The sequence below is a fragment of the Sinimarinibacterium thermocellulolyticum genome (genome assembly GCF_040327995.1).
GTDB classification, from domain to species: domain Bacteria; phylum Pseudomonadota; class Gammaproteobacteria; order Nevskiales; family Nevskiaceae; genus Solimonas; species Solimonas thermocellulolyticum.
On record NZ_JBEPIJ010000011.1, the window covers coordinates 16,847 to 41,177 of the forward strand.

Consider the following 24,331-nt stretch of genomic DNA (forward strand, 5'->3'; position numbering starts at 1 on the left):
CACAATGCTGCGCAGCGGACACCTCTGGCGACTCGCCAGTCTGCTCGTCGCGGCGCTGGCGCTGCTGCCGCTGCTCGCACTGCTCGCCGCCGCACTGCAGGGCGACGCCAATGTGTGGCCGCATCTGCTGCAGCACGTACTGCCACCGACGCTGCGCGACACCGGCCTGCTGCTCGTCGGCGTCGGCGCGCTGGTGATCCTCATCGGCACCGCCTGCGCCTGGCTGGTGTCGGCCTACGACTTTCGCGGCCGCGCGCTGCTCGACTGGGCGCTGCTGCTGCCGCTGGCGGTGCCGACCTACATCGTCGCCTACGCCTACATGGATCTGCTGCACCCGATCGGACCGCTGCAGACCGCGCTGCGCGCACTGCTGGGCATCGACAGCCCGCGCGACCTGCGCCTGCCGGAGGTCCGCTCGCTCGGCGGCTGCATCCTCGTGCTCGGCTTCGTGCTCTACCCTTACGTCTACCTGCCGACGCGCGCGCTGTTCTTGATGCAGTCGGCAACGCTGCTCGAAGCGGCGCGCACGCTCGGCGCCGGACCAGGCGCGGTGTTCTTGCGTGTCGCCCTGCCGCTGGCGCGCCCCGCGGTCGCGGTCGGCGCCAGCCTCGCGCTGATGGAGACGATCAACGACATCGGCGCCTCCGAGTTCCTCGGCGTGCGCACGCTGACGATCTCGATCTACTCGACCTGGGTCAACCGCACCGATCTGGCCGGCGCCGCGCAGATCGCACTGGCGATGCTCGCGCTGGTCGCCGCGCTCTTGCTGCTGGAACGCCGCGGCCGCCGCGCCCAGCGTTACGACGCCGCGGCGCAACGCGCGCGGCCGCTGGCGCCGACACGCCTGCGCGGCTTCGCCGGCGCCGGCGCGCTGATGCTCGGTTCCATCCCGGTGCTGCTCGGCTTCGTCGCGCCGGCGCTGTACCTCGTCGACCAGAGCATCGCGCGCCTGCGCTTTTCCGGCCTGCCGCCGGCGCTGCTCGACGCCACGCTCAACACGGTGACGCTGGCGGCACTGGCGACCGCGGTCACCGTCGCGCTGGGTACGCTCGTCGCCGCCGCCGTGCGCCTGGTCCCCGGCGTGACGACGCGGTGCTGCGAGCGCATCGCCGGGCTCGGCTACGCGGTGCCGGGCACGGTGCTCGCGATCGGCCTGCTCGGTCCACTCGGCGCCTTCGATGTCTGGGCCGGCGACGCGCTCGAACGCCAGTTCGGCGCCTCGGTCGGCTTGCTCACGCTCGGCTCCGGCGCCGCACTGATCTACGCCTACTCGGCACGCTTTCTCGCGGTATCGGTCGGCGGCGTCGAATCCGGTTTCGCGCGCATTGCCCCGGCGCTCGACCATGCCGCACGCACGCTCGGCGAAGGCAGTGTCGGTGTGCTGCGCCGCGTACATCTGCCGCTGCTGCACCCGGCGCTCGCCGCCGCCGCGCTGCTGGTGTTCGTCGACTGCATGAAGGAACTGCCAGCAACGCTGCTGCTGCGCCCGTTGAACTTCGAGACGCTGGCGACCACGCTCTACGGCGAGGCCGCACGCGGCACTTACGAGGACGGCGCCGTCGCCGCGCTGATCATCGTGCTCGCCGGCCTGCTGCCGGTGATGCTGCTGGCGCGCGTCGGCCGGCGGACCGAGCCGACGGCGGCCGCGGTGGCGCGTCCGACCGCTTGAGGCGTGCTCTCGCGGCTCATCGGCGGAGCACGCCCACGAGCCCGGAGGAGGCTTCAGGCCGCAACGGCGCGGGCGCGCAAGCGGTTGAACGCGAAGCCGGCGACCAGCGCCGCCAGCACCGCGGCCTGCGCCGCGAGTCCTTGCACGGTGGGATACACGCCGATCCAGGCGATGCGCGGTCCGGCGAGCGTCGTGACCGCCATGAAACCGCCTTCCTGCAGCGCGGCGACGCCTTTACCGGCGAGCACCACGGCGAGCACGGCGACCAGCGCCGCGCTGAGCGCGAAGAACTGCGCGATCGGGATGCGCCGCGCGTAACGCAGCATGGCCCATGCGATCGCCGCGAGCACCAGCACCGCCGTGGCGGCGCCGGCGACGATCGCCTCGCGCTGGCCCTGACTCCACAGCGCGGCATAGAACAGGATGGTCTCGAAGACCTCGCGGTAGACGACGACGAAGGACAGCAGTGCGAGAAACCACGCCGAGCGCTTGGACAGGGCATGCGCAAGCTTGGCCTGCACATAGCGCTGCCAGGCCCCGGCCTGACTCTTGCCGTGCATCCAGATGCCCACGAACAGCAGCACCGCCGCCGCGAACAGCGCCGCGGCGCCCTCGGTCAGCTCGCGTCCGGCACCGCTGATCGTGACCAGCCAGGTCGCCGCGGCCCACGTGGCGGCACCCGCGGCCAGTGCGCCGACCCAGCCGGCGTGCACAAAGGTCAGCGCCTCGCTACGCCCAGCCTTGCGCAAGAAGGCCACGATCGCGACCACGAGCAACAATGCCTCGAAGCCTTCGCGCAGCAGGATCGTCAGCGCCCCGACGAACGCGGAGATCGCATCGGCGCGGCCTTCGCCGAGCGCCGTCTGCGCCGTATCGAAGAGGTCTTCGAGCGCTGCGATCTGCGCATCGATCTCGGCTGCTGGTGCGCGCCGGGCGATGCGCGCGCGCAGCTCACTCATCGCGGTCTCGATCTGCACCACCAGATCGGCGTCACGCGCCGAAAGTAGCGCCTCGACCGGCTCGAAGCCATCGAGATAAGCCGACAGTGCGAGACGCGCCGCGGCGTTGGCATCGCCACCGGCATAGGCCGCGCGGCTCTCGGCGAGGCGCCGGCGCGTCAGCTCAAGACCCTGCTCGCCGCCGGCAAGCACCGCCGCCGGCTCGCGCCGCAAGTAGGCGGTCAGCCGCCGCGCCGGCTCGTGGCCGAGCGTCTGTGCGAGGGCGCTCGGGGTGAGCGTCGCCAGCGCCTCCAGGTCGGGCACGGCGGCGCGCGCCGCCGCGCTCTGCCAGATTTCGGCACCGTCCTTTTCGCCGAGGTATGCGAGGCTGCCGACATAGAACGCCAGTGCCCAGCGGTCGGCTTCCGGCAGGTGCGCATAGGCCGGCATCGGCGTGTCTTCGAGTCCCTGGCCGATCACCTGGTACAGCGCGAACAGGCTGCGCTCGTCGGCGCGCTGCGCGTCGGTGAAGTCGATCGGCGGCGGCTCCATGCCTGCCGCTAGCGGACCGTCCCCCGCACCGCCCTCGCCGTGACAGGCGGCGCAGAGTTGCTGATAGAGCACGGCGCCTCGCGCCACATCGGGCGGCACGAGCGGCGCCTGCGGCAGCGGGTAGGCGCTCATCAGCGCCGCGGCCAGCGAGCGCGCCTGCGCGGCGATGCGCTCGGGCGCCGCACGTGCCTCGATGGAGGCGATCAGCGCGTCGGCCTCGGCGCGCAGCGACGCCTGCTGCGGGCCATCGGGGAGGGTCTGCAGGCGCTGACCGACGGTCTGGGCGAACTCCCGCATTTCGGCGTACTCGTCGGCGTTGACGATGCGGCCCTGCCCATCGACCGCTTCGCGGTAATCCACGGCGATGTAATCGAGCAGGCGCCAGAGCGTCGCCACCTCGGTGGGATCGGCCGCAGCGACACCGCCGGGGGTTGCTGCCGCCGCGAGGAGGATGGCCGCGCAAAACCGCCGCAAGCAGACCGGAATCGAGCGTGGACTCATCGTTCATCCATTAAAAATGAGAATTGATACAGTTTACACCGCTGCCCATCCGCGGCGGTCGCCGTCAGGCACGTTTGCGAACCGCAACGGCGCATTCGCGACAGCCGACGTCCAGGCTGAAAGCTGCGGACCATTGGATCGCCCGAAGGGCGCCTGCCCCGGGCACGGCTGCGTCTTGCCGGCTTGCGTGTTCCGCCATGCCCCTTTTCCTGTGACGGATGGCGGTTTCGGGGATAATGCCGCGCCCCACGCGCCGGCTCGCTTGCGCCGACCGCGCTCCACCTTCTTAGAGTCCGTGTGAACACTTCCGTCCCGAACGCGGCAGCATCTGCCGTAGGGTCGCGCAGCGGCTCGCTGCCGTTCGTTGCCGTGCCGGCGCTGGCCGTTGCACGTGCGGCACAGACCCATGCCGGTTTGATCGTCGCCCTGGCCGACGACGAACAGCACGCCTACCGGCTCGAAGCCGAGCTGCGCTTCTTCCTCGACGACGACCTGCCGCTGGTGCATCTGCCGAGCACCGAGGTACTGCCTTACGATCCGTTCTCGCCGCATCAGGAGATCCTGTCCGAGCGCATCGCCGCGCTGCACCGGCTGCCGCAGATGCGCCGCGGCGTGCTGCTGACCACGGCCGACCAGTTGATCCAGCGTCTGCCGCCGCGGCAATGGCTGGACAGCCGCGCGTTCGCGCTCGCCGTCGGCGAGACGCTGGACCCACGGGCGTTTCGCGCGCGTCTGGTCGCGGCCGGTTACCAGTCGGTGTCCGAGGTGCAGACCCAGGGCGAGTTCGCCGTGCGCGGCGCGCTGATCGACTTGTTCCCGATGGGCTCGGCCGAGGCCTATCGCATCGACCTGTTCGACGACCAGATCGACAGCATCCGCCGCTTCGATCCGGACACCCAGCGCAGCACCGACAAGGTCGACGCGATCCGCCTGCTGCCGGCGCGCGAGTTCCCGACCGACCAGGACGGCATCGAGACCTTCCGCCGCCGCTACCGTGAGACCTTCCCGGGCGATCCGGCGCGCTCGCGCATCTACACCGAGGTCAGCAAGGGCCTGATGCCGGGCGGCATCGAGGCCTGGCTGCCGCTGTTCTTCGCCGACACCGCGAGTCTCGCGGACTATCTGCCCGCAGATGCGCGGCTCGTCGCCATCGGCGATCTGGCGGCGGCGTTGGACGAGGACTGGCGCCAGATCGGTGAGCGCTACGCGCGCTATCGCGGTGACATCGAGCGCCCGCTGCTGCCGCCGGAGGCACTGTTCTTACCCCCGGCCGACGCACTCGCCGCACTGCAGAAGTTCGACCGCCAAGACCTCGTGCACGACGCGCACGCGCTCGCCGACGGCGCCGACGCGGTCAAGCGCTATCTGGTCGAGGGCGGCGATCGCGTGCTGTTCGTCGCCGAATCGCCGGGCCGGCGTGAAGCCCTGCTCGCCTGGCTCGCGCCGCTCGGCATCCGGCCACGCGAGTATGCGCATTGGCGCGCTTTTTGGGCTGACACGAAGCGCTACGGCATCGCCATCGGCCCACTGCAGGACGGATTCCGCCTGCCAGCGGAACACGTGGGTGTCATCGCCGAAGCGCAGATCTTCGGTCTGCACGCGCCGTCGCAAACCGCACCACGTCGGCGCGGCAAGGTGCGCGACCCGGACACCGTGCTGCGCGACTTGTCGACGCTGCAGCCGGGCGCGCCGGTGGTGCATGTCGAGCATGGCGTCGGTCGCTACCTCGGTCTGCAGAAGCTCGACGCCGGCGGCGTCGAGACCGAATACCTGGTCCTGCAATACGCCAACGACGACAAGCTCTATGTTCCGGTCGCCTCGCTGAACCTCGTCCACCGCTATACCGGCGGCGAGGCCGAGACCGCGCCGCTGCACGGCCTGGGCTCGGACCGCTGGGCCAAGGCGCAGGCGCGCGCCCGCGAAAAGGCACACGACGTCGCCGCCGAACTGCTGCAGATCCAGGCGCGGCGCATGGCCAAACAGGGCGCGGCGATCCGCGTCAGTGAGGCGGACTACCGCCGCTTCTGCGCGGGCTTTCCGTTCGCGCCGACGCCAGACCAGCAGGCCGCGATCGATGCCGTGCTCGCCGATCTGGCTGCCGAGCGGCCGATGGACCGCGTGGTCTGCGGCGACGTTGGCTTCGGCAAGACCGAGGTCGCGCTGCGCGCCGCCTTCGTCGCCGCACGCGCCGGCCGCCAGGTTTGCGTACTCGCTCCGACGACGCTGCTGGTCGAGCAGCACGCCAAGACCTTCGCCGACCGTTTCGCCGACTTTCCGATCCGCGTCGCCGCGCTCTCGCGCCTGCGTTCGGCCAAGGAGCAGAGCGAGTTGCTGCGCCAGCTCGCCGACGGCCGCCTCGACATCGTCATCGGCACGCACCGGCTGCTGCAGGACGACGTGCGTTTCAAGGATCTCGGCCTGGTCGTCATCGACGAGGAGCACCGCTTCGGCGTGCGTCACAAGGAGCGCATGAAGAACCTGCGCGCCGAGGTGGACGTGCTGACGCTGACGGCAACCCCCATCCCGCGCACACTCAACATGGGCCTCGCCGGCTTGCGCGAGCTGTCGATCATCGCCACGCCGCCAGCCTCGCGCCTGGCGATCAAGACCCAGGTGTCCGAATGGAGCAATGCGCTGGTGCAGGAGGCCTGTCTGCGCGAGCTGCGCCGCGGCGGACAGGTCTACATCCTGCACAACGAGGTGCGTGACATCGAGAACTTCACGCGCAAGATCCGCGAGCTGGTGCCCGAGGGCAACGTGCGCTACGCGCACGGCCAGATGCGCGAGCGCGAACTCGAACAGGTGATGCTCGACTTCTATCACCAGCGCTTCAACATCCTGGTGTGCACGACGATCATCGAGTCCGGCATCGACGTGCCCAGCGCCAACACCATCCTCATCGACCGCGCCGACCAGCTCGGCCTCGCCCAGCTCCACCAGTTGCGTGGCCGTGTCGGCCGCAGCCATCACCGCGGCTATGCCTACCTGATGGTGCCGAGCCGGCGCGCGCTCAGCCCGGACGCGCAAAAGCGCCTCGAAGCGATCGAGACGCTCGGCGATCTCGGCTCCGGCTTTGCGCTGGCAACGCACGATCTGGAGATCCGCGGTGCCGGCGAACTGCTCGGCGCCGAGCAGTCCGGGCAGATCGAGGAGATCGGCTTCACCCTGTACGCCGAACTGCTCGCGCGCGCGGTCAAGGCGATCAAGACCGGTCGCCTCGACGACGCACCGTTCGGACAGGCCGCCTGCGAGATCGACCTGGGCGTCGGCAGCCTCATTCCGGACGACTACATCCCCGACGTGCACACGCGGCTGACGCTGTACAAGCGCATCGCCGAAAGTCGGGACGAGACCGCGCTGCGCGAACTCAAGGTCGAGATGATCGACCGCTTCGGCCTCTTGCCGGCGGCCGCCGAGCGGCTGTTCGAGGCGGCCGAACTGCGCGTGCAGGCACAGGCGCTGGGCCTCACCCGCGTGCGCGTGGGTAGCCGCACGCTGACACTGGACTTCGGCCCGCAGCCGCGGATCGATCCGGCGCGGCTGATCAAGCTGATCCAGTCCCAACCCAAGGTCTACAAACTCGAAGGTCAGGTGCGCCTGCACTGCCACGGCGATTTCGAGCCGGCCGAAAGCCGCGCGTCCCGCGCTCGGGAACTGTTGGCTACACTGGCCGCACCATGAGAACCAAACCGCTCGCGACGATGCGCGGCGCCCTGCGATGGGGCCTTGCCCTCGTGGTATCGGCGCTGCTGTGGACGCCGCCGGCACACGCCGAGCGCTACCGCGTCGACCTCATCGTCTTTCTCGACCTCGAAGCCAGCGGCGAACAAGGCGCCGCGCCCCAGCCGCCGATGCAAAGCGCGGCGATCGCCCTCGACGACGCCGCAGCCCTGCAGGCGGCCGGCATCCGCGTGCTGCCGGATGCCGAGTTCGGCCTGCAAGAACACTGGAACCGCCTGCGCAACTCGCGCCGCTTCCGTCCGCTGGTGCGTCTGGCCTGGGAACAGGCGCAGCCGCCGGCCGCGAACGGTCCGCGCCTGGCGATCCGCCATGGCGAGCCGATGCCGGTGCACGATACGCTAACCGCGAACAGCTTTCTGGTCCAACCGGTCGAGGGCAGCGTCGGCCTGCTGATGAGCCGTTATCTGCATCTGGACGTGGACCTGCGCTACACCACCGCTGACGCCACCAGCCAGTACGCCCTCACCGAACGCCGCCGCATGCGCCGTGACGAGCTGCACCATCTGGACAGCCCCAGGCTGGGACTATTGGCGCGCATACGGGCCGTGGAGGAAACACGTCCATGACGCTGCGAACACCCCTTGCGCTGATCCTTGCCATCCTGGCCGGCTGCGCCGCTGCACCACGCGGCCCCGAGCTGCCGTCCAGTCCCTACCCGCCCAGTGCCTGCGAAGCCGACACCGCCAAGCACGCACGCCTGCTCACGCTGCCGCCGACGCCCGCCGACCCGAGCGCGGCCGGCGATCCCGGGGCCTTGGCGCAGACGCTGCCCATCGACCGCAAACTGAGCCGCGTTGGCCGCTGGCAGCACCGCAGCGATGGCTGGTCATCGCTGACCGTGTCGCTGGAGTCCAGCGGCGCGCGCTCGCTGGCGCTGCACCTGAGCGGCCTGATGCTGCCGCCGGACACCCAGATCTGGTTCTGTACCCCCGACGGACGCGAGCGCCTCGGCCCTTACCGCGACGCCGCCGGCGGCGAGCTGTGGACCCCGCCGCTGCGCGGCGACCGCGCTCTTCTGCAGATCTGGGTGCCGACGTCCGCCCACAAGGCCCTTGGAGGCCGGCTCGCCGAGGCTCAGGGCGGGTATCGCTGAACCCCGCCAAGCCCATCGCGCAAACGACGACGCTTCGCCGCGGCCCGGCTTGACGCGGGCATTGCGAGCGGCGCACAATCTGATACCTGACTCATCTGTCATATCATGATCGGCGCGACTGCGTCTGCAGCATCGGTGCCCAAGCCCGCCACCGCCCGTGGCGAAGCGACGCTGCGCCGCCTGCTCGACGCCGCCGAGGCCGAGTTCGGCGAACGCGGCTTCCACGCCGCCTCGGTCAGCTCGATCACCGCGCGCGCCAAGGTCAGTCAGGGCACGTTCTACCTGTACTTCCCGAGCAAGGAGGCGATCTTCGGCGCCGTGGTGCGCGCGATCGGCCACGCGCTGCGCAAGCACATGGCGCTGGCGGTGGCGCAGCGATCGGATCGCATGCAGGCCCAGCGCGCCGGCATCGAGGCCTTTCTCGACTTCGTGCAACGGCATCCGGGCCTGTACCGCATCGTGCAGGAGGCGCAGTTCGTCGACGAGGTCGCGTTTCGCGAGTACTACGAGCGTCTCGCCGCGGGCTATGCGCGCAGCCTCGCGCGCGACGCCGCGGCGGGCGCGCTCGCCCCCGGGGATGCCGAGGTGCGCGCCTGGGCGATCATGGGGCTCGGTCACTTCCTGGGCCTGCGTTACTGCCTGTGGCGCCAGCGCCTGCCCGAACCCGAAGTGCTCGACGCCGCGATGGCCTTCATCGGCCACGGCATCGCGCCGCACGAGTCCGGACCGCCATGATCGTGCGCGGCCTCGGCGTGTACCTGCCGACGGCGCGCCAGAGCGCGGCAGACATCGCGGCGGCGAGCGGCGTTCCCGAGGCGATCGTGCGCGACAAGCTCGGCATCCGCGCCAAGACCGTGCCCGGGCCCGACGACCACAGCAACGCCATGGGCATCCGCGCCGCGCGCGCGGCGCTCGCCGAGGCCGGCGTCGATGCCGCGGCGATCGACGTGCTGATCTCGATCACCGAGGAACACAAGGAGTACCCGGTGTGGACGGCCGGCATCCACGCCGCGCACGCGCTCGGCGCCCGGTGCGCCTATGCCTACGACGTCGGGCAGAAGTGCGGCACGGCAGTGCTCGCTCTGAAACTCGCCCGCGACACGTTGCTGGCCAACCCCGAGCTCCGGCACATTCTCATCGCCGGCGGCTACCGAAGCGGCGATCTCGTCGATTACCGCGACCCGGCGACGCGCTTTCTTTACAACCTCGCCGCCGGCGGCGGCGCCGCGGTGGTCGCGCGCAGCGGCCCCGGCTTCGAAATCCTGGGCGCGGCCTTTCACACGGACGGCCGTTTTTCCGAGGACGTGATCGTGCCCGTCGGCGGCACGCGCGAGCCCCCGCGCGCCGACAATCTCGGGCGGCGGCGCTTCCACGTGCCCGATCCCGCCGGCATGAAAGCGCGCCTCGCGCAGTGTTCGCTGGACAACTTCGTGGACGTGATCGAACGCGCCTGCGCGCGAAGCGGCATCGCGCCGCGGACACTCGCGTACGTGGCGATGCTGCACATGAAGCGCAGCGCCCATGAAGCGGTGCTCGCGCGCATCGGCGTACCGGCCGAACGATCGATCTATCTCGAGGACTACGGACACATCGGCCAGATCGACCCGTTGCTCTCGCTCAAGCTCGCGCGCGACCAGGGTCGCCTGCGCGACGGCGATGTCGCCGTGCTGTGCGCGGCCGGCATCGGCTACGTCTGGAATGCGATCTGTGTGCGTTACCAGAGGACTTGATCGCGGAGCATGACACAGCGCGACCGACCGACGGCGAGCCGGTGACCGCCGGCACGCGCGGATGGAGAAGATATGAGACCTGCGCATCGTGAGCTCGGATCCGTGCGCCGTGGTGCGCGCGGCGGGGCGAGCCGGACATGAACCCGGACCTTGCCGCCGCGCGCGCCCGCCTCACGCCGCACCGTCCGGCGCTTGAGTTTCGCGGGCGCTGGTTGAGCTACGCCGAGCTCGACCAGCGTGCGCAACGGCTCGCGGTGCGCCTTTACGCCGCCGGCGTGCGCCGCGGCGACCGCGTGGCGATCCTCGCCGCCAACCACGTCGCCCACGTCGATCTCCTTTTGGCGACGCCGCGCCTCGGCTTCATCGCGACGCCGCTCAACACTCGCCTGTCCGCCCACGAGCTGGCCGGCCTCGTGCGCGAGGTCGAACCGGCGCTGATGCTGCACGACGCCGCCTGCGCCACGCTGGCGCGCAGCTCCGGCGTGCCGCTGCGCGCGCTCGACGACTACGAGGACTGGCTCGCCACGGCAAAAGACCGGACACTGCCCGATTGCGGCGTCGGCGCCGAGGATGCGGCAATGTTGCTGTTCACCGGTGGCAGCACCGGGCTGCCCAAGGGCGCACTGATCGCGCACCGCCAGCTGTTCTACAACGCCGTCAACACCTGCTTCTCCTGGGGCGTCACCGGCGAGGACTGCGCGATCCAGGCGACGCCCGCCTTCCACGCCGCGTTCAACGTGCTGACCACGCCGCTGCTGCACGCCGGCGGCCGCGTCGTCTTGCAGCCGCACTTCGACGCCGGTGAATACCTGCGCCTCGTGGCGCGCGAACGATCGACGCTGATGTTCCTCGTGCCGACGATGTACCAGATGCTCGCCGAACACGCGGACTTCGCCCACGCCGACCTGTCCTCGGTGCGCTGGGCCATCTGCGGCGGCGCGCCCTGTCCCGAGCCCTTGCAGCGGCTGTTCCGCGCACGCGGCGTGCGCTTCAAGCAGGGCTACGGCATGACCGAAGCCGGCGTGAACTGTTTCGCGATCGAGGTCGAGGACGCCGAACGCCGGCCCGGCTCGGTCGGCAAGCCGGTGCTGCATGCGAGGGCGGTGATCCGCGCGCCGGACGGCCGCCCCCTGCCGCGCGGCGAGATCGGCGAGCTGACGCTCGCCGGCGCACACCTGATGCTCGGCTACTTCCGCCGGAGCGAGGAAACCGCGCAGACGCTGCGCGACGGCTGGCTGTGGACCGGCGATCTCGCGCGCGAAGACGAAGACGGCTTCTTCTACATCGTCGGCCGGCGCAAGGAGATGTACATCTCCGGCGGCGAGAACGTCTACCCCGCGGAAGTCGAGGCCGCGCTCGCGCAATGCCCCGGCGTCGCCGAGTGCGCCGTGGTCGGCGTACCCGACGAACGCTGGGGCGAGGTGGGCCTGGCCGCCGTGCGCCTCGCTCCCGGCGCAAGGCCGGACGCCGCGGCCCTGCGCACGGCCCTCAAGGCGCGGATCGCGGCTTATAAGGTGCCCAAGCATTTCCTGTTTCTCGACGAGCTGCCGCGCAGCGGCGCCGGCAAGCTGCTCAAGACGGAGATCCGGCGTCGCTTCGAGGAGGAGAACCCATGCGTACCCTGATCCACTCGGCGTACGCCCGCGTCCGCTTCGGCCGCGCGCGCGGCGCGGCGGCGACGCTCGCCGCCGCGCTCGTGCTCGGAACCGCGACGGCGCGGGCCGAGGACGCGACCCTGGGGCGCTACCTGCCCCTCTATCCGGGTCTGTACCTGGACCTCGACTACCTGCAGGATGCGCGCGACCGCGTCTTCGACGCCGACGGCCGTGAGCGCGACACCGCGCTGCCGACCCTCGACGGCTCCACGCGCCTGCCGCTGCGCGAGGCGCGGGCGCGCTTGACCTGGACGTTCCCGCTGTTCGAAAGCCAAGACCTGCCGTTCTTCTCGCAGCGGCTGCATACGGCGCGGCTGACGCTGCGCTACGTCCGCGCCGACACGCGTGGGCGCCTCGCCGAGGTGGTGGACGCCAACCCCCTGCTCGCGCGCGACGGCAGCGGCGTCGGCGACACCACGCTCGAATTCGGCAGTTTTCTGTGGGGCAGCCGCCACTGGCGCGACGAAGCCAGCGTGCCCGGTAACGCCGGCCTTTTGCTGATCGGGCTGAACGTGCCGACCGGCGTCTACGAACACGAAGCCCCGGTCAACGCCGGCAGCAATCACTGGGCCTTTCACGCTCGGCTCGGCACGGCCTTGCGACCGTGGCGCGGCGCGATCCTGGAGGCGGGCGCCGGCCATCGCCTCCACCTGCGCAACGAGGAGCCGCAGTTCGGCGGTCTTGCGCCCAGCGACGAGGGCGACGACTCATGGCTCGATCTGAGCCTTAATCAGCGCCTGTGGCGGGGGGTGCACTTGAGCCTTTCTTTTACCGAGCGTCGCGGCCGCGCCAACCGCTACGACAGCCCGCAGTTCGCACCCAATGCGCCGCCACCGCCCAATGCCTTTTCCGACACGGTGCCGACGCCCGGCATCTACCACGACGACGGCACCGCGCTGCGCACGGCCGGACTGAGCCTGAGCGGCTTCATCGGCCAGCGCTGGCTGCTCGGCCTGAGCTTCGTGCGCCCGCTTGCCGGTGCGAGCGGTGAATTCGCACTGCCGTTCACGAATCGCCAGCCGGCCGGCTGCATCGAGGGCGCGGCCACCTGCACCCGCAGCCCCGGCGAGACGGTGATCGTCGACGGCCTCGGCCCCGCGCGCAGCTACGCATCCGACCGCTGGATGCTGAGCCTGCGCCACAACTTCGGACAGGGAGACGCATTCTCATGCACCGGCTGCTCGCGCTGATCGCCCTCTCGGCGCTGCCGGCCCTGGCGCAGGGCGGCATCGTCTTCACCCCGCACCTGTCCGAATACGCGCGCCTTGCTCCCGGCCAGTACACCGAGTTCACGCTGATCACGACCCGCATCGAGGAGGTCTACGACCGCGACGGGCGCAAAGTGCATACCGGTGCGCCGTTCATCCCGCCGGGCGACCGCATCGATGCCAGCCTCCTGCTGTTCAAATCGCTGTGGGTCGGCAATCCGTTCCGCGACTCCGAATTCGCGTTCCTGCGCGAGCGGCCGCAGTTCTGCCGCATCATCGCCACGCTCGGGCACCAGCAGGCGACCGGCAACGCGGTACGGCGCGGCCTGAACGCAGGCCAGCATTCGGGCGCCAGCGGCCTGGGCGATCTGTTCGGACTGTGCGGCATTTACGGTCTGGAACACCGCTACGGCCCGGTCAAGGGCAATGGCCTGTTCGGCACCACGGTGAAGGTTCCGATCGGCCGCTACGACACCGACGCGCTCCTGAACACCGGCACGAACTACTGGAGCGTGATTCCCCAGCTCGCCGTGCACGCCGAGCTGTTCGGCCGCATCTATGTCGACGGCACCTTTGCCTGGCAGTTCAACGGCGACAACGACGAGCCCGCCTTCGGCGGCCTCACGCCCACCGACCCGGCCGACGTGCGCAATCTGGAGGTCAACGTGGCGTGGAAGTTCAACGAGCACTGGTTCGCCGATCTGGGCTGGTCGCATCGCGCCTCGGTCGGCCCCAACCGCTATGAGCGCTTCACGCTGAACCTGCGCGACCAGCCGCTGCCGCCGACCTCGGCCTGCGCCAGCACACAGCCGCTGCTCGGATTCCCGATTCCCGATGCCCTGTGTAACTCGCTGCCGTTCTTCTACCTCGCGCCCAGACCCGGTCCCTACCAGGACCGCGGCGTCGAAGGCACGCTGCTGACCGCGGGGATCTACTACGTCTACCGCACGTCCACGGTGCTGAACCTGCGCGTCGCCCAGCCCATCTTTGGGCGCGGCGGGCAGATCGAGGCGATCTACGACGTCTTTGCCACACCGCCGGACGCGCCGGGGTCGGCACCGATCGCGCAACTGACGTCGACGCAAAACGGCGTCCAGGAAGCCGCCGCGGTCTCAGCCTCGCCCTACCTCGAGCTGCGGCTCGTCTATCTGTTCTGGGCACCATGAACACGTCTTGCCAGCGCTTGATGCGCGTCGTGCTCGCGCTGCTCACCGGAGTGGTGCTCGGCGCGTGTGCGCCGCGCGAATGGTTGCTGCCCAAGCTCGGCGTGCAGCCGCCGAAGCTGCACGACTTCCCCGCGGACTTCACCCCGCCGATCTCGGCGCAAACCGGGCGGCCCATGCCCGGCTTCGGCGGCGGCGGCCAGCGCCTGCCGGTCACCCCGGTGATCTTCGTGCACGGCAATACGGTGTCGGCGCGCTACTGGCTGCCGGCGCGGCGCTACTTCCTCGACGCCGGCTATCCGCGCAACGCGCTATGGGCCTTCGGCTATGGCTGGGACAACGTGCGCTACTTCGACAGCAACGACCTGTCGGTGGCGAGCATCGAGCGCATGGTCGATGCCGTCACCGCCTATCTGTCCAAGACCAGCGGCCGCGAACTGCGTCAGGTGGACATCGTCGCGCATTCGCTGGGGGTGACGCTGGTGCGCCAGTGGATGATGCAGACCAACGGCTGGCATCGCGTACGCAACTTCGTCGCCGCCTGCGGCGCCAACCACGGCGTCTGGACCGCCTGGCCCGATGCGCGCGGGCAGAACCGCGTGGTGTCCTTCGAACTCGCGCCCGAGAGTCCCTGGCTCGCGCAGCTCAACCGCGCGGGCGAGACACCGGGGCCGACGCGCTACATGACGCTGTACGACGGCACCGGCTGGAGCGACGTGCTGTTTCCCGCGCCGCGCCAAGACAGCCCCGCGCTCAAGGGCGCAGACAACCTCGCCTACAACCGCGTGCACGGTACCCACTACGACCATCTTGAGCTCGCGCGCGTGCCGGAGACGCTGCGCGCCATCCTGGACTTTCTGCGCGCGGCCCCCGAGCCGCTGCCGCAGGCCACGCCGCCCGCGATCCTGCGTCAAGGCGAGCGGCTGCGCGCCGACGACGCGGACGCCCGGCTGCATTGCACTGACGACGGCCGCTACCCGAACGCGGCGACGCCGCCGGTGCGCGAGCAACTGCTCGCCCCCGGCCGGCTCTACACCTGTTACGCGCACAGCTCGCGCAGCGGGCTATCGAGCCCGATGGCGCGCTTCAAGCGTCGATCCGCCGCCGCGCCGCGCGCGACACCGACGCTCGGTGCGAGCCCGCCGCCCGGCAGCTACGAACAGCCGCAACGCATCGCCCTGTACAGCGACGACCCGGACGCCTTCATCGTCTACAGCATCGCGGACACCCCCGATACCGGTTCACCGCTGTATCGCGAACCGATCTACGTGGCCGGTCCGGTGCGACTGCAGGCGCGTGCCTTCACCGCGGACGGCCGCGCCAGCGAACCCTTGGTGCTCGATTACGACATCAGCCTGGAGCTGATCGACGCGCGGCGCACGCTGCAGCGTCAGCTCGACCCCGACACCCCCGTGCACTACGCCGCCCGGCGCAAGAAAGGCCGATGACCCAGACCCCGCCCCCCGCCGCGCCCCGGACCGCCATCGTCACCGGCGGCACCGGCGCCATCGGCAGCGCAATTTGCCGCGCACTCGCCGCCGCCGGCCTCGAGATCGTCGCCATCGGCCATCCGGCGGAGGGCGCGCGCATCCCGGCCTGGCGGCAAGACCTGTCCGCATCCGGCGTGGACGTGGCGGTCGAACTCGCCGATCTCGCCGACGCCGAAGCGGCGGCGGCGGCGATGCAGCGCGCCTGCGCGCGGCTCAAGGCGGTGGACGTACTGGTCAACGCCGCCGGCATCACCCGCGACGCGCGCTTCGTCAAGATGACGCCGGAGCAGTGGCGCGCGGTGCTTTCGAGCAATCTCGACAGCGTCTTTTTCTGCACCCGGGCGGTGTTCGCCGACATGTGCGTGCGCGGCTTCGGCCGCATCGTCAACATCGCCTCCGTCAACGGCCAGAAGGGCCAGTTCGGCCAGGCCAATTACGCCGCCGCCAAGGCCGGCATGCACGGCCTGACGATGAGTCTCGCGCTCGAAGGCGCACGCCATGGCGTGACCGTGAACACGGTCTCGCCAGGCTATGTCCGCACGCCGATGACCGCGGCGATCAAGCCCGAGGTGCTGCAGAGGATCGTCGCGCAGATTCCGCTCGGGCGCATGGCCGAGCCGGAGGAGATCGCGCGTGTGGTCGCCTTCCTGTGCGCGCGCGAATCCGCCTACATCACCGGCGCCAACCTCCCGGTGAACGGCGGCTTGTACATGTCGGCCTGAGCGCTCGTGAATCATTCGAGCGCTCAGGCCGGCCAGAAATGGCGGCACGAATCGAGCCCGAGAGCTTGATTCGTGTTCGCCGGGCGCCGAAGCGCACCGCGCGCGGACGTGCGGGCTATTTGAAGGTCTGCTTGGTGACGTTGGCGGGATCGAAGTAGCTGATCGGAAAATCGCGCTCGATCGTCTCCGGCGCTTCGTTGTTCATCGAGTAGGCGATGTAGCGACCCGATTGCAGGTCGTAGGCGGTTTCCATCGCCGGCGGTGCGATGAAGGGTTTGTCATACGCCTGGAAGGTGTGCATCTCCTGCCAGCGCCACAGCTGATCACGGTTGTCGTACAGATCCACCAGCACGATGCCCCAGCTGTCCTCCTCCACGTAGAACACGCGGCGCTTGAACATGTGGCTGGTGCGCGGGCGCAGATTGGCCTCGACGACCCAAACCCTGCGCCGCTCATAGCGGGTCAAGTCCTGGTTGATGTGACCCTTGAGGATGATGTCCCGGTAGCGGTACTCGTCGCTGTGCAGCTTGTAGGAGTTGGCCGGGACGAACATCTCCTTCTTGCCGATCAGCTTCCAGGTGTAGCGGTCGGTGGCGCCGTTGTAGGCATCGAGCTGGTCGTTGGTGCGCAGGCCGTCGGAAGCGGTGCTCGGGTTGTCGTAGGCCACGTTGGGCGCACGGCGGATGCGGCGCTGACCCGGGCTGTACTGCCAGGCCCGGCGCGGTTCGCGCACCTGGTCCATGGTCTCGTGCACCAGCGTGATCTGACCGGCGAGCCGCGGCGGTGCCCGCACGATCTGCAGGAAGTAGATGATGATGTTGTCGATCGACTCGGGCGTGGCGTCGCGCGCCGCGTAGGGAAACTTCACGTCCTCGGTGATCTCCACCAGCGTGAACGCGCCGGAGGGCGTCACCGCGGCCTGGTTGTTCCAGCGCGCACCACCCACGCCGCGATAACGCAGCTTGTGGTTCCAGACCACCTCCTGCCCGGACTTGGGGATCGGGAACGGAAAGCCGAGAATGGCGTTCTTGAGCGACTCGCCCTCGAACTCCAGCGTCGCATTGACCGCGTTGCGCGCGGTGGCCTCGTAGACGAAATCGGGGAAGGCTGCCGTGCGCCGGGTTTCGTAGACGTTGATCTTGTAGGTGTCGAACTTCTCCAGCATCGCGAGCTGGCCGGCGCTGAGCTGGTCGCGGTACTGCGCGGCGTTGGCGGCGGTGATCGTGAACAGCGGCTGGTCCTGCGGATATGGATCGCAGTACCGGGAACCCTCGCCCTTGTAGCACGGCGGCGAGGTGGTCAGCCCACCGGTCCAGGCCGGAATGCTGCCGTCGCCGTTGCCGGCGCGTTCCGCCCCCACCGGCGTCAGATCCTTGCCGAGCCGGGCCGCCTCCTCCGCGGACACCTTGGCCCCTGCCGGCGCGGCGGCCAGCAGCACCAAGAGAAACACCGTATGCACACCCGTGTGAACACGCATCTCCCCTACTCCTCCTCATAGCGCTGTCGCGACGCAAGCCCCCCTTAGCCTGCGTGCGCGGCTCGTCGATACGGCGACGAGCGACGCGCTCAAGATAGCACCGTTTACGGCGGACTCGGCATCAGGCGTCGAGCATCGCCGCCAGCACGGCGCGCACCTTGCGCATCCCGAGCTCGACCGACTGCGCGATCTCGGCATGGATGTCGCCCAGTCCCTTGACCCCGGCCGCCCAGTTCACGGAGACCGCGAGACAGGCGTAGTCCATCCCGAGCTCGGCCGCCAGTGCCGCTTCCGGCATGCCGGTCATGCCGACCATGTCGGCACCGTCGCGCCGCAGTCGACGAATTTCCGCGGCCGTTTCAAGGCGCGGTCCCTGCGTCACCGCCATCACGCCGGCCCCCGCCACCGTCACCTGGCACCGGGCCGCCGCCGAGCGCAGTTGCTCGCGCAGTTGCGGTGAATACGGCTGCGTGAATTCGACGTGGCGCAGGGCGCTACCTTCGCGACCGTCGGAGAAGCTGTGCTCGCGACCCCAGGTGTAGTCGATGAGGTCCTCGGGCAGAGCGATCTCGCCCGGCGTGAACCACTCGGCGATCGCGCCGACCGCGGCGATCGCGACCACACGCTGCACGCCTTGCGCGTGCAGCGCCCACAGGTTGGCGCGGTAGTTGATCGCATGCGGCGGCAGTTTGTGGCCCTCGCCGTGACGCGCGAGAAACCAGGCCCGTGCCGCGCCGACGCGGCCGAGCAGCAATGGCGCGCTTGGCGCGCCAAAAGGAGTCTCCGCGGCCAGCCGCCGCTCGATTTCGAGGCCCGGCCACTGGTTCATGCCGGTGCCGCCGATGACGGCGAAATCGCTACCGCTGAGCGCTGCTGCGTTCATCAATTCTTCACCGCATAGATGGCCGGCAATTGCCGCCAGTATTCCTTGTAGTCCATGCCGCAGCCGAACACGTAGCGGTCGGCGACCCGCAGGCCGACGAACTCGGCGTGCGCGCCGGCGGCACGCCGCGCGTGCAGCTTTTCGGCCAACACCGCCACCGCCAGCGAGGCCGGTGCGAACGACTGCAGCGCGCCGCGAATCGCCACCAGGGTATGGCCTTCGTCGAGAATGTCGTCGATCACCAGCACATGCCGCCGGTGGATGCGCTCGGCCGGCGGCTGGCGGTACCAGACCAGCCCGCCGCCCTGCGTCGCGCCGCGATAGCGCGTCGCGTGCAGGTAGTCGATCTGCAGCGGAAAGTCGAGCCGCCGGCTCAGCTCGGCGGTGGCGTGCAGGCCGCCGTTCATCACGCACAGCAGCAGCGGATCGAGCGTGCGGTAGCGTGCCGCGATCGCCGTCGCCAGCTCGTCGTAGGCACGCTGCACGGCGGCCGCGTCGTGCAGGCAGTCCGCCGACGCGAGCACCTGCCGTGCATGCTGCGGATCGACGCTCATGACGCGACGCTGCGCCGGTATAGCTTCTGCAAGCGGCTGCTGGCGGCGCGACTCGGCTTGAGATCCTTGAGCGCATCGAGCAGCGCGATCACGCCGGGACGGTCGTTGCACACCGGCAGCATGTCGCAGCCGGCGGCCAGCGCCAGGCGCGCACGCGCGGCGAGATCGCCGACGACCGCGGCCCCGCCCATCGACAAATCGTCGCAGAAGACCGCGCCGGTGAAGCCGAGCTCGCGGCGCAGGATGCCGCGGATCCAGCGTCGCGACAGCGACGCCGGGGTCTCGTCGATCGCGGTATAGCGCACGTGCGCCATCATCAGCGACTCGATGCCCTCGTCGATCATCGCCATGAAGGGCTTGAGTTCGACCGCGCGCAGCTCGGCTTGCGGCCGCCGGTCGACCGGCAGTTCGACGTGCGAGTCGGCGCGCACCGCGCCGTGTCCCGGAAAATGCTTGCCGGTCGCTGCCAGGCCGGCGGCATTGAGCCCGGCACGCAGCGCGCGCGCCAGTTCGATCACGACCTCGCCGCGATCTGAGAACGCACGATCGCCGATGACGCCGCTGACGCCATGATCGACGTCGAGCACCGGCGCAAAGCACAGATCGATACCAAAGGCCGACAGCTCGCACCCGATGGTCAAGCCCGCGATGCGCGCCTGCTCGATTGCGGCAGCGGGGTTCTCGACGTACCGCGCGCCGATGCTGCGCATCGACGGTATGCGCGTGAAACCGACGCGCAAGCGCTGCACGCGCCCGCCTTCGTGATCGACCGCGAGCAGCAGCCGCGGCTCGCGCAGCGAAAGGATGTCGTCACACAGCGCCTTGAGTTGCTCGTGATCGCGGTAGTTGCGGGTGAACAGGATCACGCCGCCGACCAGCGGGTGCGTGAGAATTTCGCGATCCTCCGCGGTCAGCTCCTGGCCGCCCACATCCACCATCAGCGGACCCAGCGGCGATTTCTTATTCGTGGATGTCAACTTGGGTTCCCGGCTCGACGCGTTCGTACAGCTCGATGATGTCCTCGTTGCTCATGCGCACGCAGCCCTTGGAGCCGGGCGTGCCCAGCACTTGGCTGTACGGCGTTCCGTGCAAATAGATGTAGCGTCGGAAGGTGTCGACGCAGCCCAGGCGGTTGCGACCGCGTTCGAGGCCGCTGAGCCAGAGGATGCGCGACAGGATCCAGTCGCGGCCCGGATAGCGCGCATGCAGCTCGGGCGTCCACACCTCGCCGGTCCAACGCCGCGCGCGCAGCACCGCGCCCGACGGCAGGCCGCCGCCGATTTTCGCACGGACGACATGCAGGCCGCGTGGCGTCATGCCGGAGCCGTTGATCTCGCCGGCCCCGTTGGCGGCCGTCGACACGGGGTACGCGACGACGCAGCGGCCACGCTCGATCAGGCGCAGGCGCTGCGCACCGAGGTCGATTTCAAGACGCATCGCCGCCCCAGCTCCGGAAGGGATGCAAGGCCAGATGGTGATTGTAGTAGCGGCGATCGAAGGTCAGCTCGCGCCCCAGCCATGCCGGTCGCACGAACGGCCGATCCACCGCCGCCAGCTCGATCTCGGCGATGACGAGGCCGGCGTTGTCGCCGAGAAACTCGTCGATCTCCCAGGTCACGTCCTGGCGCGCACCCGGGTCTGAGACCGGGTAAACAATGTAGTGGCGGATCTTCTCCAGCTTGCCGACGCACAGCGTATCGAGCAGCTCGCGCGCATCGGCGAGCGGGATCGCGTACTCATACTCGGCGCGTACGCTGCCGACGACGGCGGCCTTGATGTTCAGCGTCGCCTGCGCGCCGGCGATGCGCACGCGCACCGAGGCGCGACCGGCTTCCTGCGTGAGATAGCCCTGCCGCATCTCGACCGCGCGCGACACCTCGGCGCGCCAGGCATCGCCCACGACCAGGAACTTGCGCTCGATCTCGATGGCCACGCCATTCAATCCCGGACGAACAGCGCCATGCTCTCCACATGGCTGGTGTGCGGAAACATGTCCATCACGCCGACCCGTTCCAGCCGATAACCGTGCTCGTGCACCAAGTGGCCGGCATCGCGCGCCAGCGTGCCCGGATGACAGGACACGTAGACGATGCGCCGCGGCCGGCGTCCTGCGACGATCGGCAGGATCTCGCGCGCACCGGCGCGCGGCGGATCGAGCAGCAGCTTGTCGAATGCCGGCTGCAGCCACGGCGCATCGGCTTGGGTCTCGAACAGATCGGCCTTCTCGAAACGCACGTCCACGCCGTTGCGCCGTGCATTCTCTCGCGCGCGCTGCACCAGTCCGGCCTCGCCCTCGACGGCAATGACCTGCGCGCCGCGCGCGGCCAGCGGCAGCGAGAAGTTGCCGAGCCCCGCGAACAGCTCCAGCACGCGATCGCCGGCGGCGAGCTCCAGCCAGTCCAGCGCCTGATTGACGGTGCGCTCGCTGATGCGGCCGTTGACCTGGATGAAATCGCTCGGCGCGAAGCGCAGCCGCAGCGCCGAACCGTCCGGTGAGTATTCCAGCGGCTGCACCTCGGTCAGCGGCCGGATCGTCGCCGGTCCGCCGGTCTGCAGGTAGATGTCGAAGCGCTCGCGGCTGCCGAAGTCGGCGAGCCGCGCCAGATCGTTCTCGCTTGCCGGGTCGAGCAGACGGAACACCAGAGCAACGCGCTCGGGCGAACACGCGACTTCGACCTGCGGCACGCGATCGGGGATCGAAAGCTCGTCGATCAACGCGCGCAGCGCCGGCAGCTTCTCGCCGACCCGCGGATCGAGCACCTCACAGCGCGTCAGCGGCGTGACGAAGTGGGTATTGCGTTCGCGAAAACCGATGATCGCGCCGCCCTTCTTGGCCACGCGCTTGGCGCCAAGGCGCGCGCGGCGGCGATAACCCCAGACGCCCTCGGCCGTGTCGGCCACGATCGGCGGCGCGACCGACTGCGGCCGCACCTTGCCGATGCGTTCGAGCTGATCGAGGAGCTGCTTTTGCTTGAACACGATTTGTTGCGGCGCAGCCAGATGTTGCATCGAGCAACCGCCGCAAACGCCGAAATGCGCGCAGCGCGGCTCGACCCGGTGCGGGCTGGCCTTTTCGACGGCGACGCACTGGCCTTCGTCGGCGTCCTTGCCGACGTGCAAATAACGAAAGCGCACCCGTTCGCCGGGCAGCGCATCGGCGATGAAGGTCGCCTTGCCGTCGATGCGGGCAAAACCGCGGCCTTCCTGATCGAAGTCGAGGATCTGTGCGGCGAACTCGCCCTGCGGCGGCTTGCGACGGCGCATCAGCCGACCCAGGCGTCGAGGAACTCGGCCCAGTGCGGCGCCGCGCTGGCTTCGAGAACCTCGCGCAGGCGGCGCTCCTCGGCCTCGTGTTGCATGGGCGTCAGCCGTCCGCGCATCCGCTCGAAGCGCAGGTAGACCAGATAAGTGTTGACCACGTCGGTCTCGCAATAGGCACGGATCTCGCTCAAGCGTCCCTCGCGGTAGGCATCGAACACCTTGGAGCCATCCATGCCGAGCTTGCCGGGAAAGCCCAGCAATTGCGCGATCTCGTCGAGCGGCGCGTTGTGGCGCCCCCCGTACATCGCCAGCACGTCCATCAGATCGGTGTGGCGGAACTGGTAACGGCCGAGGTAGTTGTCCCACTTGGCCTCGCGGTTGAAATGCCCCGTGTCCCAGTATTTCGGCGCGATGCAGCCGTGAATCAGCGCGCGATAGTGCAGCACCGGCAGGTCGAAGCCGCCGCCGTTCCACGACACCAGCACCGGGCGGAACTTTTCGACGCCGTCGAAGAAGCGCTGCACCAGCTCACCCTCGCTCGCGTCCTCGTCGCCGATCGACCAGACCTTGAGGCCATCGCCCTGGCGCAGCACCACCGCGATCGCGACGATGCGCTGAAGATGCGCCGGCATGAAATCGTTGCCGCGCTCGGCCAGACGCTGCGTGCGCATCGCCGCCCACACGGCGTCGTCCCCCATGCCGTCGAGGCCGAGCAGGCGGCGGCCGCCGTCCAGATCGGGGACGGTTTCGATGTCGAAAACCAGAACCGGTTCGCGCATCGTTCGGCTACGCCGGAAACACGCCGGTGGAGATGTAGCGGTCGCCGCGGTCGCAGACGATGGTGACGATCGTCGCGTTCTCGACCTGCCGGCACAGTTGCAGCGCCGCCCACAGGGCGCCGCCGGAGCTCGGCCCGCAGAACAGACCCTCGACGCGACCGGCCAGTCGCATCGTCTCCTCGGCGTCGGCAGCGCTGACCTCGATGATGCGATCGACGCGCTCGGGCTCGAAGATCTTCGGCAGGTAAGCGTCCGGCCACTTGCGGATGCCGGGGATCGACGACTCGCCGTCGGGCTGGACCCCGACGATCTGCACCTCGGCGTTCTGCTCTTTGAAAAAACGCGAACAGCCCATGATGGTGCCGGTCGTGCCCATGGAGGAGACGAAATGGGTCATGCGTCCGCGCGTCGCCTTCCAGATCTCCGGCGCCGTGCCCTCGTAATGCGCACGCGGATTATCGGGATTGCCAAACTGGTCGAGCACTTTGCCCTCGCCCTCGGCCTGCATCTTCAGCGCCAGATCGCGCGCGCCTTCCATGCCCTGCTGCTGGCTCACCAGGATCACCTCGGCGCCGAAGGCCTTCATCACCGCGCGGCGCTCGATCGACAGGTGTTCGGGCATGATCAGCCGGAGTTTGTAGCCCTTGACCGCGGCCGCCATCGCCAGCGCGATGCCGGTATTGCCGCTGGTCGCCTCGATCAGCACATCGCCCGGTTTGATCTCCCCGCGCTCCTCGGCGCGACGGATCATCGAGTACGCGGGGCGGTCCTTGACCGAACCGGCGGGATTGTTGCCCTCGAGCTTGACCAGCAGCGTGTTGCTGCCGATACCGGGAAGACGCTTGAGCTGGGCGAGTGGGGTATTGCCGATAAAATCGGCGAGCGTGGGGTAGGTCATCGGCGCGATTCTAACGG

Annotated in this window: 21 protein-coding genes; 11 read left to right on the forward strand and 10 right to left on the reverse strand. The window is 69.5% G+C overall.

The features are described from left to right. The first annotated feature begins 4 nt into the window (after positions 1-4). A complete protein-coding gene (locus tag ABSH63_RS10470; protein WP_352889752.1) occupies positions 5-1,669 on the forward strand; it encodes an ABC transporter permease in 1,665 nt (554 codons plus the stop codon). A 53-nt stretch (positions 1,670-1,722) separates the two neighbouring features. Here ABSH63_RS10470 and ABSH63_RS10475 read toward each other — a convergent pair whose 3' ends face one another. After that, complete coding sequence (locus tag ABSH63_RS10475; protein WP_352889603.1) at positions 1,723-3,660, reverse strand: cytochrome c/FTR1 family iron permease; 1,938 nt, start codon at positions 3,658-3,660, stop codon at positions 1,723-1,725. A 297-nt stretch (positions 3,661-3,957) separates the two neighbouring features. Between ABSH63_RS10475 and mfd the strand changes: the two genes are divergently transcribed. The 10 genes from mfd (at position 3,958) to phbB (ending at position 16,462) form a co-directional block, all read left to right on the forward strand. After that, positions 3,958-7,341 carry a transcription-repair coupling factor gene (gene mfd / locus ABSH63_RS10480; protein ID WP_352889605.1) on the forward strand — a complete coding sequence of 1,128 codons (3,384 nt, stop codon included), beginning with the start codon at positions 3,958-3,960 and terminating at the stop codon, positions 7,339-7,341. Further along, positions 7,338-7,967 carry a CsiV family protein gene (locus ABSH63_RS10485; protein WP_352889607.1) on the forward strand — a complete coding sequence of 210 codons (630 nt, stop codon included), beginning with the start codon at positions 7,338-7,340 and terminating at the stop codon, positions 7,965-7,967. The genes mfd and ABSH63_RS10485 overlap by 4 nt, the downstream gene beginning before the upstream one ends. Beyond that, the gene (locus tag ABSH63_RS10490; RefSeq protein WP_352889609.1) at positions 7,964-8,494 is read left to right on the forward strand and encodes a flagellar basal body L-ring protein FlgH; all 531 of its coding nucleotides are present in this window, start codon (positions 7,964-7,966) and stop codon (positions 8,492-8,494) included. The genes ABSH63_RS10485 and ABSH63_RS10490 overlap by 4 nt, the downstream gene beginning before the upstream one ends. Positions 8,495-8,629: 135 nt before the next feature. Further along, a complete protein-coding gene (locus tag ABSH63_RS10495) occupies positions 8,630-9,229 on the forward strand; it encodes a TetR/AcrR family transcriptional regulator (RefSeq protein WP_352889611.1) in 600 nt (199 codons plus the stop codon). Further along, positions 9,226-10,224: a 3-oxoacyl-ACP synthase gene (locus ABSH63_RS10500; protein WP_352889613.1), complete on the forward strand. Its 999-nt coding sequence runs from the start codon at positions 9,226-9,228 to the stop codon at positions 10,222-10,224. Before ABSH63_RS10495 ends, ABSH63_RS10500 begins: the two co-directional genes overlap by 4 nt. A gap of 137 nt (positions 10,225-10,361) precedes the next feature. Beyond that, positions 10,362-11,849, forward strand: coding sequence for an acyl-CoA synthetase (locus tag ABSH63_RS10505; RefSeq protein ID WP_352889615.1), 1,488 nt, complete (start codon positions 10,362-10,364; stop codon positions 11,847-11,849). Beyond that, a complete protein-coding gene (locus ABSH63_RS10510; protein WP_352889617.1) occupies positions 11,837-13,069 on the forward strand; it encodes a transporter in 1,233 nt (410 codons plus the stop codon). The genes ABSH63_RS10505 and ABSH63_RS10510 overlap by 13 nt, the downstream gene beginning before the upstream one ends. Continuing rightward, complete coding sequence (locus tag ABSH63_RS10515) at positions 13,048-14,253, forward strand: transporter (RefSeq protein ID WP_352889619.1); 1,206 nt, start codon at positions 13,048-13,050, stop codon at positions 14,251-14,253. The genes ABSH63_RS10510 and ABSH63_RS10515 overlap by 22 nt, the downstream gene beginning before the upstream one ends. Then, on the forward strand, positions 14,250-15,698 hold the full coding sequence (locus tag ABSH63_RS10520) for a chitobiase/beta-hexosaminidase C-terminal domain-containing protein (protein ID WP_352889621.1): 1,449 nt from the start codon (positions 14,250-14,252) through the stop codon (positions 15,696-15,698). The genes ABSH63_RS10515 and ABSH63_RS10520 overlap by 4 nt, the downstream gene beginning before the upstream one ends. After that, complete coding sequence (gene phbB, locus ABSH63_RS10525; protein ID WP_352889623.1) at positions 15,695-16,462, forward strand: acetoacetyl-CoA reductase; 768 nt, start codon at positions 15,695-15,697, stop codon at positions 16,460-16,462. Before ABSH63_RS10520 ends, phbB begins: the two co-directional genes overlap by 4 nt. 115 nt (positions 16,463-16,577) lie before the next feature. On the opposite strand, the gene ABSH63_RS10530 is transcribed toward phbB, so the two are convergent. The 9 genes from ABSH63_RS10530 to cysM form a co-directional block, all read right to left on the reverse strand. Continuing rightward, positions 16,578-17,939 (reverse strand): DUF1329 domain-containing protein, encoded by a 1,362-nt coding sequence (locus ABSH63_RS10530; RefSeq protein WP_352889625.1) that lies wholly within the window; start codon positions 17,937-17,939, stop codon positions 16,578-16,580. 121 nt (positions 17,940-18,060) lie between these two features. Continuing rightward, entirely contained in the window at positions 18,061-18,822 is a 762-nt protein-coding gene (locus ABSH63_RS10535) for an S-methyl-5'-thioinosine phosphorylase (RefSeq protein ID WP_352889627.1), read from the reverse strand. Beyond that, positions 18,822-19,376 carry a hypoxanthine-guanine phosphoribosyltransferase gene (locus tag ABSH63_RS10540; protein WP_352889629.1) on the reverse strand — a complete coding sequence of 185 codons (555 nt, stop codon included), beginning with the start codon at positions 19,374-19,376 and terminating at the stop codon, positions 18,822-18,824. Before ABSH63_RS10540 ends, ABSH63_RS10535 begins: the two co-directional genes overlap by 1 nt. After that, the gene (nagZ, locus tag ABSH63_RS10545) at positions 19,373-20,353 is read right to left on the reverse strand and encodes a beta-N-acetylhexosaminidase (protein ID WP_352889631.1); all 981 of its coding nucleotides are present in this window, start codon (positions 20,351-20,353) and stop codon (positions 19,373-19,375) included. Before nagZ ends, ABSH63_RS10540 begins: the two co-directional genes overlap by 4 nt. Continuing rightward, positions 20,337-20,813 (reverse strand): L,D-transpeptidase family protein, encoded by a 477-nt coding sequence (locus ABSH63_RS10550; RefSeq protein WP_352889632.1) that lies wholly within the window; start codon positions 20,811-20,813, stop codon positions 20,337-20,339. The genes nagZ and ABSH63_RS10550 overlap by 17 nt, the downstream gene beginning before the upstream one ends. After that, a complete protein-coding gene (locus ABSH63_RS10555) occupies positions 20,803-21,309 on the reverse strand; it encodes a CYTH domain-containing protein (RefSeq protein WP_352889634.1) in 507 nt (168 codons plus the stop codon). Before ABSH63_RS10555 ends, ABSH63_RS10550 begins: the two co-directional genes overlap by 11 nt. A gap of 5 nt (positions 21,310-21,314) precedes the next feature. After that, the gene (gene rlmD / locus ABSH63_RS10560; RefSeq protein ID WP_352889636.1) at positions 21,315-22,640 is read right to left on the reverse strand and encodes a 23S rRNA (uracil(1939)-C(5))-methyltransferase RlmD; all 1,326 of its coding nucleotides are present in this window, start codon (positions 22,638-22,640) and stop codon (positions 21,315-21,317) included. Continuing rightward, positions 22,640-23,416 carry a 3'-5' exonuclease gene (locus ABSH63_RS10565; protein ID WP_352889638.1) on the reverse strand — a complete coding sequence of 259 codons (777 nt, stop codon included), beginning with the start codon at positions 23,414-23,416 and terminating at the stop codon, positions 22,640-22,642. The genes rlmD and ABSH63_RS10565 overlap by 1 nt, the downstream gene beginning before the upstream one ends. Before the next feature lie 7 nt (positions 23,417-23,423). Then, on the reverse strand, positions 23,424-24,314 hold the full coding sequence (gene cysM / locus ABSH63_RS10570; RefSeq protein ID WP_352889640.1) for a cysteine synthase CysM: 891 nt from the start codon (positions 24,312-24,314) through the stop codon (positions 23,424-23,426). Between the last annotated feature and the right edge of the window lie 17 nt (positions 24,315-24,331).

Excerpts from the sequence above, each read along its gene's own strand:
- ABSH63_RS10470 (WP_352889752.1), top strand. The coding sequence starts at position 5 with ATGCTGCGCAGCGGACACCTCTGGCGACTCGCCAGTCTGCTCGTCGCG.
- ABSH63_RS10475 (WP_352889603.1), bottom strand. The coding sequence starts at position 3,660 with ATGAGTCCACGCTCGATTCCGGTCTGCTTGCGGCGGTTTTGCGCGGCC.
- ABSH63_RS10485 (WP_352889607.1), top strand. The coding sequence starts at position 7,338 with ATGAGAACCAAACCGCTCGCGACGATGCGCGGCGCCCTGCGATGGGGC.
- ABSH63_RS10490 (WP_352889609.1), top strand. The coding sequence starts at position 7,964 with ATGACGCTGCGAACACCCCTTGCGCTGATCCTTGCCATCCTGGCCGGC.
- ABSH63_RS10500 (WP_352889613.1), top strand. The coding sequence starts at position 9,226 with ATGATCGTGCGCGGCCTCGGCGTGTACCTGCCGACGGCGCGCCAGAGC.
- ABSH63_RS10505 (WP_352889615.1), top strand. The coding sequence starts at position 10,362 with ATGAACCCGGACCTTGCCGCCGCGCGCGCCCGCCTCACGCCGCACCGT.
- ABSH63_RS10510 (WP_352889617.1), top strand. The coding sequence starts at position 11,837 with ATGCGTACCCTGATCCACTCGGCGTACGCCCGCGTCCGCTTCGGCCGC.
- ABSH63_RS10515 (WP_352889619.1), top strand. The coding sequence starts at position 13,048 with ATGCACCGGCTGCTCGCGCTGATCGCCCTCTCGGCGCTGCCGGCCCTG.
- ABSH63_RS10520 (WP_352889621.1), top strand. The coding sequence starts at position 14,250 with ATGAACACGTCTTGCCAGCGCTTGATGCGCGTCGTGCTCGCGCTGCTC.
- phbB (WP_352889623.1), top strand. The coding sequence starts at position 15,695 with ATGACCCAGACCCCGCCCCCCGCCGCGCCCCGGACCGCCATCGTCACC.
- ABSH63_RS10530 (WP_352889625.1), bottom strand. The coding sequence starts at position 17,939 with ATGCGTGTTCACACGGGTGTGCATACGGTGTTTCTCTTGGTGCTGCTG.
- ABSH63_RS10535 (WP_352889627.1), bottom strand. The coding sequence starts at position 18,822 with ATGAACGCAGCAGCGCTCAGCGGTAGCGATTTCGCCGTCATCGGCGGC.
- ABSH63_RS10540 (WP_352889629.1), bottom strand. The coding sequence starts at position 19,376 with ATGAGCGTCGATCCGCAGCATGCACGGCAGGTGCTCGCGTCGGCGGAC.
- ABSH63_RS10550 (WP_352889632.1), bottom strand. The coding sequence starts at position 20,813 with ATGCGTCTTGAAATCGACCTCGGTGCGCAGCGCCTGCGCCTGATCGAG.
- rlmD (WP_352889636.1), bottom strand. The coding sequence starts at position 22,640 with ATGCGCCGTCGCAAGCCGCCGCAGGGCGAGTTCGCCGCACAGATCCTC.
- ABSH63_RS10565 (WP_352889638.1), bottom strand. The coding sequence starts at position 23,416 with ATGCGCGAACCGGTTCTGGTTTTCGACATCGAAACCGTCCCCGATCTG.
- cysM (WP_352889640.1), bottom strand. The coding sequence starts at position 24,314 with ATGACCTACCCCACGCTCGCCGATTTTATCGGCAATACCCCACTCGCC.